This is a genomic window from Streptomyces griseosporeus, from assembly GCF_014656055.1.
GTDB classification, from domain to species: domain Bacteria; phylum Actinomycetota; class Actinomycetes; order Streptomycetales; family Streptomycetaceae; genus Streptomyces; species Streptomyces griseosporeus.
Map to the genome: position 1 here is coordinate 25,875 of NZ_BNBR01000010.1, position 13,960 is coordinate 39,834.

Below are 13,960 nucleotides of genomic sequence, written 5' to 3' on the forward strand. Positions count from 1 at the left end.
GCGGCGGCACGGCGGCGCGGACGTAAAGTCGGCGCATGACCTCTTCCGACAGTGCACAGACCCCCGCCAAGGCACCCGCCAAGGACCCCTGGGACCTGCCCGACGTCTCCGGGTACGTCGTCGGCGTGCTCGGCGGGACCGGGCCGCAGGGCAAGGGCCTCGCCTACCGGCTCGCCAAGGCCGGACAGAAGGTGATCATCGGCTCGCGCGCCGCCGAGCGCGCCGAGGCCGCCGCCGCGGAACTCGGCCACGGCGTCGAGGGCGCCGACAACGCCGAGTGCGCCCGGCGCAGCGACATCGTGATCGTCGCCGTGCCGTGGGACGGCCACGGCAAGACCCTGGAATCCCTGCGCGAGGAACTGGCCGGCAAGCTCGTCGTCGACTGCGTCAACCCGCTCGGTTTCGACAAGAAGGGCGCCTACGCGCTGAAGCCGGAGGAGGGCAGCGCGGCGGAGCAGGCCGCGGCCCTGCTGCCCGGGTCGCGGGTGACCGCCGCCTTCCACCATCTGTCCGCCGTCCTCCTGCAGGACCCGGAGATCGACGAGATCGACACCGATGTGATGGTCCTCGGCGAGGAGCGCGCCGACGTCGAGATCGTCCAGGCCCTCGCCGGCCGCATCCCCGGCATGCGGGGCATCTTCGCGGGACGGCTGCGCAACGCCCACCAGGTGGAGTCGCTCGTCGCCAACCTGATCTCCGTCAACCGGCGCTACAAGGCGCACGCGGGGCTCCGCATCACCGACGTATGAGCCCATGGGGGACACTGGGGGCGACAGCAGTACCCGCAGTGTCCCCCGACAGGAGCCGACCCCCATGCCCCGCCTCGCCGTCTACCCGCTGATCGTCTGCGTCCTCGCCGTCGCCGCGGCCGTGGTCTCCTTCGTCCAGGGCAACTGGCTGGGGATCGTGTGGGTGCTGCTCGCGGGGCTCGCGTCCAACATGACCTGGTACTACGTGAAGCGGGACAAGGCCGCGAAGGCCGCCCGGGCCGGTGGGGCAGCGAAGACCGTCTGACGCGTCAGGGGCCGACGGAGCAGAACTCGTTCGTGCCGCGCCAGAAGCGGAACAGTTCGTAGCCGCAGGACCTGTCGAAGCCGCTGATGCCGAGGCCCTTCAGGATCGCGTCGATCACATCGAAGAACGCGCCGTTGATCGCCGGCACCCACAGCACCGCGAACACGAACAGCAGACCGAACGGGGCGAACGGCTCCACCTGCCGGCGCACGTTGTACGACAGCCACGGCTCGATCACGCCGTAGCCGTCCAGGCCCGGCACCGGCAGGAAGTTCAGGATCGCCGCCGTGACCTGGAGCAGCGCGAGGAACGCGAGCGCGTACCGGAAGTCGGCCGGGACGCCGTCCAGCGCGTCCAGCCAGAACGGAGCCGTGCACACCACCGCGAACAGCACGTTCGTCAGCGGGCCCGCCGCCGAGATGAGGCTGTGCCGCCAGCGGCCCCGGATCCGGCCGCGCTCGATGAAGACCGCGCCGCCGGGCAGACCGATCCCGCCCATGATCATGAACAGCACCGGCAGCACGATGCTCAGCAGCGCGTGCGTGTACTTCATGGGGTTGAGCGTCAGATAGCCCTTGGCGCCGACCGTGATGTCGCCGCTGTGCAGGGCCGTGCGCGCGTGCGCGTACTCGTGCAGGCACAGGGAGACGATCCAGGCCGCCGTCACGAACAGGAACACCGCGACGCCGGGCTGCTCCGCGAACCCGGTCCAGGTGGCCCAGCCCGTCACCGCCGTCACGGCCAGGATCCCGACGAAGACGGGACTGATCCTTCGGTCGCTGTGGCGGGCGGCGGTGGTGGTCATGGGGCTCCCTGACTCGTCGTACACGTGTCGGACACGCGGGGACTGCCCGACCGTACCGGGCGCGCACGGAAAACGTCTCGCCAAGGGGTGCGGGTTCCCGGAAGGCTGGGGGGCTTGCGTGCCCGCTGCACGTGACCCGGCCCCCGTCCCGCCCGATCACCGGAGACAATGAACCCCGTGCGCTACCGCATCCTCGGCACCACGCAGGCGTTCCGCCCCGACGGCACGGCCGTCGCCCTCGGCGGGGCGCGGCTGCGCGCCCTGCTGACCGTGCTGGCGCTGCGCGCCGGCCGGACCGTACCGGCGGGGCTGCTGGTGGAGGAGGTGTGGGCCGGGGACCCGCCCGCCGACGCGACCGGCGCGTTGCAGGCGCTGGTCGGGCGGCTGCGGCGGGCGCTGGGCGCGGACGCGGTGCTCTCCGCCGAGGGCGGCTACCGGCTGGCCGCCGGGCCCGACGAGGTCGACCTGCACCGGTTCGAGAGGCTCACCGCCGACGGGATGCGCGCCCTGGCCGACGGCGACGCCACGAAGGCCGCCGGCCTGCTCGACGACGCCCTCGCCCTGTGGCACGGGCCGTGCCTCGCCGACCTGCCCGACCGCGCGGCGGAGGCCGCGCGCTGGGAGACACGGCACCTGGACGCCCGGCGCAGCCGCCTCACCGCCGCGCTCGCCCTCGGCGAGGCCGACCAGGCGCTGCCCGAGCTGACGGCGCTGTGCGACACCCACCCCCTGGACGAGCCGCTCCAGGCCCTGCGCCTGCGCGCCCTGCACGCCACCGGCCGCACGGCCGAGGCCCTCGCCGGATACGACGCCGTGCGCCACCTCCTGGCCGACCGCCTGGGCTCCGACCCGGGCCGCACCCTGCGCGACCTGCACGCGGAACTGCTGGCCGCGGGGGCGGAGACGGACGGACAGGCTGCGAAGGCCGGCGCAGACTCCGCACTGACGCCCCCCGGCGGCGAGCGCGAAAGGCCGGCGGCGCGGAACGACGGCAGGCACCCGGCCCCGCCCGCCTCCGCCGCCCCGTCCCCCACGCACCTTCCGAGAGCCCCCTTCGACCCTGGAACGACCGCCGCTCACCCCAACGGCACCCCCCACCACCCCCCGGGCAACCTCCGGGCCCGGCTCACCTCCTTCGTCGGGCGGGAGGGGGACATCGAGCGGATCCGGGAGGATCTGCGCGGGGCGCGGCTCGTGACGCTGCTCGGGCCCGGTGGGGCCGGGAAGACGCGGTTGTCGCAGGAGGCCGCCGAGCGGGTGCGGGACGCCGCACGGGACGGCGTGTGGCTCGCCGAGCTCGCGCCCGTGGACACCCCGGAGGCCGTCCCCGAGGCCGTGCTCACCGCCGTGGGCGCCCGCGAGACCGTGCTGCGCGGCGCCGGCGCGGAGGAACTGCGGGCCGTGGCCGAGCGCTACGACGACCCGGTCGTCCGGCTCACCGAGCACTGCGCCCGCCGCCGCATGCTGCTGATCCTCGACAACTGCGAGCACGTCGTCGACGCGGCGGCCCGCCTGGTGGAGGAGCTGCTGGCCCGCTGCCCCGGACTGACGGTGCTCGCCACCAGCCGCGAACCCCTCGGCGTGCCCGGCGAGGTGCTGCGCCCGGTGGAGCCGCTGCCCGAGCCGGTCGCGCTGCGGCTGCTCGCCGACCGGGGTGCCGCCGCCCGGCCGGGCTTCCGCGTCGAGGAGGACCCGGAGGCGTGCGCGGAGATCTGCCGCCGCCTGGACGGCCTGCCCCTCGCCATCGAACTGGCGGCGGCCCGGCTCAGGATGCTGACGCCCCGGCAGATCGCCGACCGCCTCGACGACCGGTTCCGCCTGCTCACCTCCGGCAGCCGTACCGTCCTGCCCCGCCAGCAGACCCTGCGGGCCGTCGTCGACTGGTCCTGGGACCTGCTCGACGCCGACGAACGCGACGTCCTGCGCCGGCTGTCGGTCTTCGCCGGCGGCTGCGACCTCGCCGCCGCCGAGGCGGTGTGCGGTCCGGCCGCCTTCGACGCGCTCGCCTCCCTCGTCGACAAGTCCCTGGTCGTCACCGCCCCGTCCGGCGACGGCGCGATGCGCTACCGGCTCCTGGAGACCGTCGCCGAGTACGCCGCCGAACGCCTCGACGAGGCCGGACAGCGCCCCGAGGCCGAGCGCGCGCACCTGACGTACTACCGCGAACTGGCCCGCACCACCGACCCGAAGCTCCTCGGCCCCGAGCAGCGCGCCGCCATCGAACTCATCGAGCGCGAGTACGAGAACCTGCGCACCGCGCTGCGGCACGCCGTCGCCGAACGCGACGCGCAGGAGGCGCTGTGCCTGGTGCTGTCCCTCGGCTGGTACTGGCAGATACGCGACCTGCGGCTGGAGGCCCGCAACTGGTCCGCCGAGGTCATGGCCCTCGGCCCCGACCCGTTCGCCGGACCGGTGGTCCCCGCCGAGCCGGTTTGGGAGCGCTGCACCGCCACCCCGCCGCCGTACACCGGCGAGGTCCTCGCCGAGGCGTGGCGCGGCGTCCACATGATCCACCTCGCCTGCATGGACACCGAGCTGGACGCCTGGCAGAGCCCACGGGCCCAGGAGAAGCTGCGCATCATCACCGAGACCTACCGCCCCGGCCTGCCCCAGACCTGCCGCGCCCCCGGTGCGGCCTGGTTCTTCGCGGTGCTGCTCACCGCCGACATGGACCGGGTGCGCACCATCTTCGACGAGGCCGTGCGCACCTGCCGCAGCCGCCCCGACTTCGAGTGGGAGCTGGCCGTCTGCCTGAGCACCCGCGCCAACCTGATGGCCAACCGCACCGACTGGGCGGGCGATGCCACCGGTGACGCCGACGAGGCACTGGAGATCTTCCAGCGGCTCGGCGACGCCTGGGGCGCCGCGGAGGCCCTCTCGGCCCGCGGCGAGGCCCGTGAGCGCCGCGGCGAGTACACGCTGGCCGCCGCCGACTACGAGGCCGCCATCGCCCAAGCCGAACGGCTCGGCGCCCGCGCCCAGGTCGCGGTCCTCACCGCCCGCCTCGGCACCGCCCTCCTGGAGGCGGGCGAGCCCGAGCGCGGCGAGGCGCTGCTGCGTCAGGTCGTGGAGCAGCAGGACGTCGCCCAGAACGAGGCCATGCCCGCCGCCCGGCTCTTCCTGGCCGGCTGGCTGAGCACCACCGGCCGCACCGAGGAGGCCCGCGAGCAGATCCGGCGGCTGCGGGCGGACTTCAGCGCCGCCATGTTCGTCGTCTTCGACGGGTTCATCCTCACCGCCGAGGCCTGGCTGGACGTGGTCGACGGCGACCACGAGGCGGCGCTGGACAAGACCCGGCAGGCGCTGACCCGGGCCGGTGAACCGCTGACCCGCACGATCGTGCCGCACATGCACGCCCTGTGCCTGATCCTCGCCGCGACCGCCCTGGCCGGCGCCGACGGCGGCGCCCGCGCCCGGGACGCCGCCCGCTGCCTGGGCGCCGGCACCGCGCACCTGCCGCCCGGTCATGTCTCCGGCTTCCAGGAGCGCGCCGCCCGCGACCGCGCCGAACGGACGGTACGGGCGGCACTGAGCGAGGAGGAATTCGCCGCGGCGTACGCCGAGGGCGCCGGCCTCTCTCCCGAGGAGGCCGCCGCCCTCGTCTGAGAACCGCCCATGCGGGGTCAGTTCTTGGTGCGGAACTTGTGGATCGCCACCGGCGCCATCACCGCGGTGATCACCACCGACCAGCCCACCGTCACCCACAGGTCGTGGGCGACCGGACCGCCGATCATCAGGCCGCGCGCCGCGTCGGCGAGCGTGGACAGCGGGTTGTAGTCGGTGAAGTGCTGCAGCCAGCCCGGCATCGACTGCGTCGGCGCGAAGATCGACGAGCCGAACTGCAGCGGGAACAGCACCAGGAAGCCCATCGCCTGCACGGACTGCGCGTTCTTCAGCACCACACCGAGGGTGAGGAACACCCACATGATCGACGAGGCGAACAGCGCGGACAGGCCCACCGTGGCGAACAGCCCCGGCCAGCTGGTGATGTCGAACCCGACCAGCACGGCGACGATCATCAGCACGGCCGTGGCGAACAGCATCCGCCCCAGCTCGACGGTGATCTTCGCGAAGAGCACCGAGCCGCGCCCGATCGGCAGCGAGCGGAAGCGGTCCATGACGCCCTTGTTGAAGTCCTCGCTGAAGCCGGTGCCGACGCCCTGCGACAGGGTCATGCTCATCATCGCGACCATGCCGGGGATCACGTACTGCACGTACTGGTCCTGGCCGCCGCCGAGCGCCTGGCCGATCGAGCCGCCGAAGACGTACACGAACAGCAGTGTGAAGACGACCGGCATCAGCAGCGCGTCGAACATCGACTCGGGGTCCTGCCGGATCCACAGCAGGTTGCGCCGTACGAGCGCCCCCGTGTGCCGCAGGTGTCCGCGCAGCGTGATCCGCGCGTCGCCCGGCACGGCGGCGGTGGTAGCGGTGGAGGACGGAGTGGCGGTGGCGGTGCTCATACGGCGACCTCCTGGCGATCGTCGGCGGGCCGGGCGTCCTGCGGGGCACCGGCGCGGTGGCCGGTGAGGGAGAGGAACACCTCGTCGAGGCTGGGCAGTTCGGTGGTGATGGAGGCGAGCGTGACGCCGCGCGCGGTGATCGCGCCGACGACGGCGGTGAGCTGCTCGTCGCTGAGGATCGGCACCAGCACGGCACCGCCCTCGGCGTCCACGGTGGTCGAGGCGAGCCCGGTGATGCCCAGCTCGTCGAGCCATCCGGCGAGCGGCCGCAGCTGGACCGGGTCGGCCGGCTTGATCCGCAGGGTCCGCCCGCCGACCTTCGCCTTCAGCTCGTCGATACCGCCGCCCGCGATGACCTTCCCGCGGTCGACGACCGTCAGCTCGTGCGCGAGCTGCTCGGCCTCCTCCATGTACTGCGTGGTCAGCAGCACGGTCACGCCCTCGCCGACCATCCGCTTCACCTCGTCCCACACCTCGTTGCGGGTGCGCGGGTCGAGACCGGTGGTGGGCTCGTCCAGGTAGAGCACCGCCGGGTGCCCGATCATCGACGCCGCCAGGTCGAGCCGGCGTCGCATGCCGCCGGAGTAGGTGCTCACCGGGCGGCGGGCCGCCTCGGTCAGCGAGAACCGCTCCAGCAGTTCGTCGGCGCGGGCCCGGGCGTCCTTGCGGGACAGATCGAGCAGCCGGCCGATCATGTACAGGTTCTCCCAGCCGGGGATCTTCTCGTCCACGGAGGCGTACTGCCCGGTCAGCCCGATCACCCGGCGCAGCTGCCGGGGCTGCCGTACGACGTCGTAGCCGGCGACGGTCGCCTGCCCCGCGTCGGGCGTGATCAGGGTCGACAGGATCCGCACGAGGGTGGTCTTGCCGGCGCCGTTCGGCCCCAGCACCCCCATCACGGTGCCCTCCCGCACGTCCAGGTCCACCCCGTCCAGCGCCTTGGTCTCGCCGTAGTGCTTGACCAGCCCCCGCACGGTGACGGCGCTTCCCGCACCGCTGGGCTTGTTGTCGATTCGCGTCATGACCACGACCTTGCCAACCCCCGCTGACAAACCACCGACAGACCACCGACAGCGCACCCACGGCACCGACAGACCACCGACAGGGCCGCCGACACCCGCCTCCCTGTCACAACCGGGCGGCCCGGATCGTCATCCGGGGGAGACCCACAGACCGGCCCACCGACCAGGGAGGACCCCCATGTCCACGCACCCGGCCGTCCACGGCGGCACCGCCACCGCCCGGCTCCACGACGCCGTCAACACCGGCGACCTCGACCACGTCCTGGAGACCATCGACGAGGTCGTCCACCCCGACCTGCGGTTCCACGCCCCCGTGCCCCTCGGCCTGACCGGCGTGCAGGCGCTGAAGCAGGTCTGGACGGTGCTGCTGCGCGCCTTCCCCGACCTCCGGGTCGAGACCGAGGACGTGATCACCGAGGGCGACAAGGCGGTCGTCCGGAACACCGTCACCGGCACCCACCTCGGCGAGTACCGGGGCCTGCCGCCCACCGGACGGGCCGTCCGCTACCAGGAGATCTTCATCCTCCGCCTCGCGGACGACGGCCGTATCGCGGAGATCTGGGGCGTCGTCGACGTCCTCACCCAGCTGAGGCAGCTCGGCATGCTGCCGGACGGAGTCTGAGCCCGGCCCGGGCCCGGTCGTCCCGCCAGGTCCCGTCAGCCCGCGAGGGCCCGCCGCACCGCCTCGCACATCCCGGCCAGCTGCCGCTGCGACACGTCGGCGGACAGGATCGCCTGCGAGCCGTGGAAGGTGCCGGGCCACTGCCGCAGTTCCACCGACACGCCCGACTGGAGCAGCCGCTGCGCGTAGGCGATGCCCTCGTCGCGGTTCGGGTCGAACTCCGCCGTGGCGACGTACGCCGCCGGCAGACCGGTCAGGTCGGCGGCCCGGGCCGGCGCGGCGTACGGCGTGGCCGGCCGGGAGCCCAGGTAGTGCCGGTACGCCGCGATGCGCACCGCGCGGTTGTTCCAGGGCGTGGCGGTGAAGTTCCGCGCCGACCAGGTGTCGTGCCGGTCGTCGAGGATGGGCTCGTTGAGCAGCTGGAAGCAGACCTGCGGGCCCTGTTCGTCGCGCGCCCGCAGCGCGATCGCGGCGGCGAGGTTGGCCCCGGCGCTGTGCCCGCCGACCGCGATCCGCCCGGGCTCGACGCCCAGCTCGGCCGCGTGCTCCGCGACCCAGGCGAGGACGGCGTACGCGTCGTCGAAGGCGGCCGGGAACGGGTGCTCGGGCGCCAGCCGGAACCCCACGGAGATCACCACCGCGCCGGACGCGGCCGCGATCCGGGCGGCCCAGTGCCGGTCGGTGTCCAGGTCGCCCATGACCCAGCCGCCGCCGTGCAGCCAGACCAGCGCGCCCCGCGCTCCCCGCTCCGGCCGGTAGACCCGCACCGGCACGTCCGGGTCGGCGGGCACCGTACGGCTCTCGGTGCGCAGGCCCTCGGTGGCGGGCGCCGGGGCGGAGGCGGCGAGGGCGGCGTAGTTCTTGCGGGCGGTGACGGGGTCGCCGAGGTCCTCGGCGGGAAGCAGCGCGACGAAGGGTTCGAGTTCGGGATCCATGCCGCTCATCCTCACCGCCAACCGGCGCTGCTTCAGCCGCCGTTCGTCGCGCGTCCGGGCGGGATCACGCGCCGGGCGGCGCGCCCGGCCCGCCGCAGGGTTCTCTATCCTTCGGGCATGGAGGCACTGGCGGTACGGCTGTCGGGGCTCGACTCGTACGTCGAGGGCGCGCTCCGCGTCGTCGGGTTCTACGACACCCTGATGCGCCGCCGGGTGGACCTCCCGGCACTCGCCCGGGCCTCGGCGGGCCTGGCCGAGTGCGTGGCCGGCATCCGCCTGCACGGCACCGGCCGGGTGATCCGCTGCACCCCCGACGGCGGCCCGGCCCCCGTCCCGCCGCTGCCCGAGTCCACCGGCGCGCCGGTCACCCTGGACGACGAGGTGATCGGCACGGTGTGGCTGGAGCGCCCCGGCCCGCCCCTGCCACTCGACGAGGTCCTCCTCGACCGTTTCGGCCTCGCCGTCGCCGCGGCCGTCGAGCGGTACGGTCCCGCGCACACCACGATGGCCGACCCCGCCCTGGTCGAGCTGGCGATCAGCGCCGACGCGGACGACGCGGCCCGCGCCCGCGCGTTACGGCTGCTGGGCTTTACCGCGGGCCGGCCGGTGCGGGTCGCCGCCGTACGCACCGCCCTGCCGCTCGACCGGATCGGCGCCCTGCTGTGTCCGTCCCGCCCGGTGCGGGCGGCGCCCCTCGCCGGGATCGGGGCCGTCCTCGCCACCGGTCTCGACCCGGCCGGGCTGCCGTCCGGCGTCCGCGCGGGCATCGGCGCCGCGGACCACCCGGCCCGCGCCTGGCACGAGGCCCGCACCGCCCTCCGCTTCACCACCCCGCGCGAACCCGTCCTGCACCACGCCGGCCTCGGCGCGGCGGCACTCCTCGCCGACCTGCCGCCGGCCACCCTGCGGCACAACCCCGACGTGGCCGCGATCGCCCGTCTGGCCGCCGCCGATCCCGAGGCCCTGGACACCCTCGACGCCTACTGCGCCACCGGCACCCTGCGCCAGGCCGCCGACCTCCTCCACCTCCACCACAGCAGCGTGGCCCGCCGCCTCGACCAGATCGCCGCTGCCCTGCGCATCGACCTCACGCCCCCGGCGGGGCTGGTGCGGGCGAGCCTGGCGCTGCGGGCGTGGCGGCTGCTGGACGACGAGCCCTCACCCGCCTGATCACCTGATGGAGCCACCATGCGGATACGTCCCCTGCTCGCCGTCGCCCTGGCGGCCCTGCCCCTGACGGCGGCGTGCACGACGTCCGACGACCCGGTTGCGGCCCCCACGCCGCCGTCGTCCTCACCACAGGCCTCCTCACCCCCGGCCTCCTTACCGTCGGCCCCGGCGTGGGACGGCAAGGCGGACGAGGAAGACGCCCTGCGTCGCGCCACCCGCGCCCTGAACGCCGCCCGGCCGGAGGATGCCGAGCGCCTGGACGAGGGCGTGACCCGGCTGGCCCAGGGCCTGGAGCGCACCTTCGCGGCGACGGAGGACCGCCCCCGCGCCCTCACCGTCGCCTGCCAGGCCCCGGCCACCCGCTCACTGACCCTGACGCTCGCGCGGGGCACCACGTCCGCCGACTGGGAGGTGACCTGCGGGGACCGCGAGGCGGACCGCTTCGACATCCCGGCCGGCACCCGCTTCACCGCCCGCGTCACCCCCGCGGACGCGGCCACCCAGGGCGTCCTCCTGTGGCGGCTCGACGCGGTGGCCCCCGGCGGGGTGGAGGGGTGCGGGGACGACGTCGAGGGATGCGAGGACTGAGTGATGCCGGCGGACATCCCCGGAACCGTGACCCTGCGCTCCGTCCGCGAGGACGACCTCCCCCTGCTGGAACGGTTCCTGACCGACCCCGAGGCCTGCGGCCCCTTCCAGTGGTACGGCTGGAGGGACCCGCACCGCTTCCGGCGCCGCTGGGCGGAGAACGGCCTGCTCGCCGAGGACGGCGGACAGCTGATGGTCACCACCGGCACCGAGCGTCACGGATTCGTGGCGTGGCGGAAGATCACCGTCTCGGCGACCTCGTACCACTGGAACATCGGCATCCAACTGCTGCCGGACTCCTGCGGCCGGGGCATCGGCACCCGGGCCCAGCTCCTGCTCGCGCGGTACCTGTTCGCCCACACGCCGGTCGTACGGATCGAGGCGGACACCGAGGCGGACAACATCGCGGAGCAGCGTGCCCTGGAGAAGGCGGGCTTCCGGCGCGACGGCGTCCTGCGCAGCATCGTCTTCCGCGACGGGCGCTGGCGGGACGGGGTGCTGTACAGCCTGCTGCGGGGCGAGAGCCCGGCCGGCTGACGACGCGCGCCTTGTGGAGCCGCGCAAAAGGGGCAGCCCGCCGACGGGGGACGATCGGCGGGCTGCCGCGGTGGTGCCGCTGTGGCTCGGTGGGTGGTGCCGGTGCGGCCCCTCGGGGTGGATCAGTGGACGGAGTGCGCCTCCGTCGGGAACGTCCCGCCGACCACGTCCTCGGCGAACGCCTTCACCGCGTCGCCCATGACCGTGCGCAGGTCGGCGTACTGCTTGACGAACTTCGGCACCCGGCCCTGGGTCAGTCCCAGCATGTCCGTCCAGACCAGGACCTGCGCGTCCGTCTCCGGCCCGGCGCCGATGCCGACCGTCGGGATGTGCAGGACCCGCGTCACCTCGGCCGCCAGTTCCGCCGGGACCAGCTCCAGGACGACCGCGAAGGCGCCCGCGTCCTGCACGGCCTTGGCGTCGCGCAGCAGCTGCTGGGCCGCCTCCTCGCCGCGGCCCTGGACGCGGTAGCCCATGGCGTTGACCGACTGCGGGGTGAGGCCGATGTGGGCCATCACCGGGATGCCGGACTCGACCAGGAGCCGGATCTGCTCGTGGGAGCGCTCGCCGCCCTCCAGCTTGACCGCCTGCACCCCGGCCTCCTTCACCAGCCGGGTCGCCGAGCGCAGCGCCTGCACCGGACCCTCCTGGTAGGAGCCGAACGGCAGGTCGCCGACGATCAGCGAGCGCTTGGTGCCGCGGACGACGGCCGCGGAGAGCAGGGTCATCTCGTCGAGGGTGACGGGCACGGTGGTCTCGTAGCCCAGATGGCAGTTGCCCGCCGAGTCGCCCACCAGGATCACCGGGATGCCGGCCTCGTCGAACACGGAGGCGGTCATCGCGTCGTAGGCGGTGAGCATGGGCCACTTCTCGCCCCGCTCCTTGGCGAGGGCGATGTCGCGGACGGTGATGCGACGGCTGCTCTTGCCCCCGTACAGCGCCCTGCTGCCGTCGGAGGACTGGGGCTGCGCGTTCTGGGCAGCCGGAAGCTGCGTCATGGCAACGGCTCCTTACGTCATCTCGAGGCGCCCTGACGGCGTCCCCGGACCGTCTCCATGGTGGCACCTCGTGCCAGAGGAGGCCAGAGGCGGTCCTCCGCTACGGCATGTGGGTAAGGCCTCAGTAAAGAATTCCGATACGAGACGGTGCCGTATCGGAAATGGCCTAGGCTCGTCCCATGACCACTCCAGCCGTCTCCTCGGGCCGCATACCGGAAGCGGTGCACCGGCGCCGCTGGGCGATCCTCGGCGTGCTGATGCTCAGCCTGCTGATCGTCGTCCTCGACAACTCCATCCTGAACGTCGCCATCAAGACCATCTCCACCCCCGCCCCGACCGGCCTGGGTGCCACCCAGAGCGAGCTGGAGTGGGCGATCAACGCCTACACGCTGGTCTTCGCCGGCCTGCTGTTCACCGCGGGCCTGCTCGGCGACCGGCTGGGGCGCAAGAAGGTCCTGCTCGGCGGGCTCGCCGTGTTCGGCATCGGATCCGCGCTGGCCGCCGAGTCCGGCTCGCCCGCGCAGCTGATCCTCTTCCGCGCGCTGATGGGTCTGGGCGCCGCCTTCGTGATGCCCGCCACGCTCGCCGTGCTGATGAACGTCTTCGAGCGCGACGAGCAGCCCAAGGCCATCGGCCTGTGGGCCGGCGGCGTCGGCATCGCCATCGCCATCGGGCCCATCACCGGCGGCGTGCTGCTCGACCACTTCTGGTGGGGGTCCGTCTTCCTCGTCAACGTGCCGATCGTGCTGATCGCGCTCGCGCTGATGATGTGGCTGGTCCCCGACTCCCGCGATCCGAACCCCGGCCGGATCGACCCGATCGGCGTCGTCCTGTCCATCGTCGGCCTGGTCCTGCTGGTCTACGGCATCATCAAGGGCGGCGAGCTGGCCGACTTCACCGACACGACGGTGCTCGCCACCATCGCCGCCGGCCTCGCGGTGCTGGCCGCCTTCGTGATCGTCGAGAAGCGCAGCGACCACCCGTCCATCGACGTCACGTACTTCAAGAACAAGGTCTTCTCCGCCGCGATCGCCGCCATCGCGCTGGTCTTCTTCGCGGCCATGGGCGTGACCTTCTTCTCCGTCTTCTACACCCAGAGCGTGCGCGGCTACTCGCCGCTGGAGACCGGCGTGCTCCTGCTGCCGCTGGCCGCCGCCCAGCTCGTCTTCGCGCCGCGCGCCCGGCTGCTCGTCGACCGCTTCGGCAACCGGGCCACCACCACCGCGGGGATGTTCGTCCTCGCCGTCACCCTGGCCGCGTTCGCCGTCCTGGACGCCGGCACCCCGATCTGGGCGCTGGAGGTCGTCTTCTTCCTCATGGGCACCGGCATGGCCCACATCATGACCCCGGTCAGCGTCGTCATCATGCAGGCCCTGCCCCGCGAGAAGGCCGGCTCCGCCTCCGCGCTCAGCAACACCTTCCGCCAGGTCGGCGGCGCCCTCGGCATCGCCATACTCGGCTCGGTGCTCTCCACGTCGTACCGCAACGGCATCGAGGACAAGCTCGGCCTGGTGCCGCCCGGCCTGCGGGACACCGCCGGCGAGTCCATCGAGGCCACCCTCGGCGTCGCCGCGCGGCTCGGTCCGCGGGGCGAGGCGCTGATCGGCCCGGCCAACGACGCCTTCCTGCACGCGATGCACGTCACCGCGCTCTGCGGCGCCGTCGTCGCCCTGCTCGGCACGGTCCTCGTGGCGGTGTTCCTGCCGGGCCGGGCGGAAGGGCCGAAGCAGGGGGAGGAGCAGCGGGAAGCGGTGGTCGCCGCCGAGTAGTCGTCCATGCGGGGGGAGAATCTCTCCAGCACAGACG

Annotated in this window: 13 protein-coding genes; 8 read left to right on the forward strand and 5 right to left on the reverse strand. The window is 73.6% G+C overall.

Annotation, left to right across the window (positions count from 1 at the left end; translation table 11 throughout):
• The first annotated feature begins 35 nt into the window (after positions 1 to 35).
• Both npdG and IE308_RS35305 read left to right on the forward strand, forming a co-directional pair.
• The gene (gene npdG / locus IE308_RS35300) at positions 36 to 749 is read left to right on the forward strand and encodes an NADPH-dependent F420 reductase (RefSeq protein ID WP_190221008.1); all 714 of its coding nucleotides are present in this window, start codon (positions 36 to 38) and stop codon (positions 747 to 749) included.
• Between the two features lie 4 nt (positions 750 to 753).
• Positions 754 to 1,014, forward strand: a complete 261-nt coding sequence (locus IE308_RS35305) for a hypothetical protein (protein WP_190221009.1) — start codon at positions 754 to 756, stop codon at positions 1,012 to 1,014.
• Positions 1,015 to 1,018: 4 nt separating this feature from the next.
• Here the strand turns inward: IE308_RS35305 and IE308_RS35310 are convergent, their stop codons facing one another.
• Positions 1,019 to 1,819 carry a site-2 protease family protein gene (locus tag IE308_RS35310; protein WP_110627817.1) on the reverse strand — a complete coding sequence of 267 codons (801 nt, stop codon included), beginning with the start codon at positions 1,817 to 1,819 and terminating at the stop codon, positions 1,019 to 1,021.
• 168 nt (positions 1,820 to 1,987) lie between these two features.
• On the opposite strand from IE308_RS35310, the gene IE308_RS35315 reads away from it, so the two are divergent.
• Positions 1,988 to 5,425, forward strand: coding sequence for an AfsR/SARP family transcriptional regulator (locus IE308_RS35315; RefSeq protein WP_190221010.1), 3,438 nt, complete (start codon positions 1,988 to 1,990; stop codon positions 5,423 to 5,425).
• 17 nt (positions 5,426 to 5,442) lie between these two features.
• Here the strand turns inward: IE308_RS35315 and IE308_RS35320 are convergent, their stop codons facing one another.
• Together IE308_RS35320 and IE308_RS35325 are read right to left on the reverse strand one after the other, a co-directional pair.
• Complete coding sequence (locus IE308_RS35320) at positions 5,443 to 6,282, reverse strand: ABC transporter permease (protein ID WP_110627816.1); 840 nt, start codon at positions 6,280 to 6,282, stop codon at positions 5,443 to 5,445.
• On the reverse strand, positions 6,279 to 7,304 hold the full coding sequence (locus IE308_RS35325; RefSeq protein ID WP_110627815.1) for an ATP-binding cassette domain-containing protein: 1,026 nt from the start codon (positions 7,302 to 7,304) through the stop codon (positions 6,279 to 6,281). Before IE308_RS35325 ends, IE308_RS35320 begins: the two co-directional genes overlap by 4 nt.
• A gap of 178 nt (positions 7,305 to 7,482) precedes the next feature.
• On the opposite strand from IE308_RS35325, the gene IE308_RS35330 reads away from it, so the two are divergent.
• Positions 7,483 to 7,926, forward strand: a complete 444-nt coding sequence (locus IE308_RS35330) for an ester cyclase (protein WP_190221011.1) — start codon at positions 7,483 to 7,485, stop codon at positions 7,924 to 7,926.
• A gap of 35 nt (positions 7,927 to 7,961) precedes the next feature.
• Here IE308_RS35330 and IE308_RS35335 read toward each other — a convergent pair whose 3' ends face one another.
• Complete coding sequence (locus tag IE308_RS35335) at positions 7,962 to 8,861, reverse strand: alpha/beta hydrolase (protein WP_190221012.1); 900 nt, start codon at positions 8,859 to 8,861, stop codon at positions 7,962 to 7,964.
• Between the two features lie 117 nt (positions 8,862 to 8,978).
• Between IE308_RS35335 and IE308_RS35340 the strand changes: the two genes are divergently transcribed.
• Genes IE308_RS35340 through IE308_RS35350 form a run of 3 tightly spaced genes read left to right on the forward strand, consistent with a single transcriptional unit; the run spans position 8,979 to position 11,156 of the window.
• Entirely contained in the window at positions 8,979 to 10,031 is a 1,053-nt protein-coding gene (locus IE308_RS35340; protein WP_190221013.1) for a helix-turn-helix domain-containing protein, read from the forward strand.
• An 18-nt stretch (positions 10,032 to 10,049) separates the two neighbouring features.
• Positions 10,050 to 10,619, forward strand: coding sequence for a hypothetical protein (locus IE308_RS35345; protein ID WP_190221014.1), 570 nt, complete (start codon positions 10,050 to 10,052; stop codon positions 10,617 to 10,619).
• A 3-nt stretch (positions 10,620 to 10,622) separates the two neighbouring features.
• A complete protein-coding gene (locus IE308_RS35350; protein WP_190221015.1) occupies positions 10,623 to 11,156 on the forward strand; it encodes a GNAT family N-acetyltransferase in 534 nt (177 codons plus the stop codon).
• A 122-nt stretch (positions 11,157 to 11,278) separates the two neighbouring features.
• Here the strand turns inward: IE308_RS35350 and panB are convergent, their stop codons facing one another.
• Positions 11,279 to 12,154 (reverse strand): 3-methyl-2-oxobutanoate hydroxymethyltransferase, encoded by an 876-nt coding sequence (gene panB, locus IE308_RS35355; protein ID WP_110627809.1) that lies wholly within the window; start codon positions 12,152 to 12,154, stop codon positions 11,279 to 11,281.
• A gap of 179 nt (positions 12,155 to 12,333) precedes the next feature.
• Between panB and IE308_RS35360 the strand changes: the two genes are divergently transcribed.
• Positions 12,334 to 13,923 carry an MFS transporter gene (locus IE308_RS35360; protein WP_190221016.1) on the forward strand — a complete coding sequence of 530 codons (1,590 nt, stop codon included), beginning with the start codon at positions 12,334 to 12,336 and terminating at the stop codon, positions 13,921 to 13,923.
• The last annotated feature ends 37 nt before the right edge of the window (positions 13,924 to 13,960 follow it).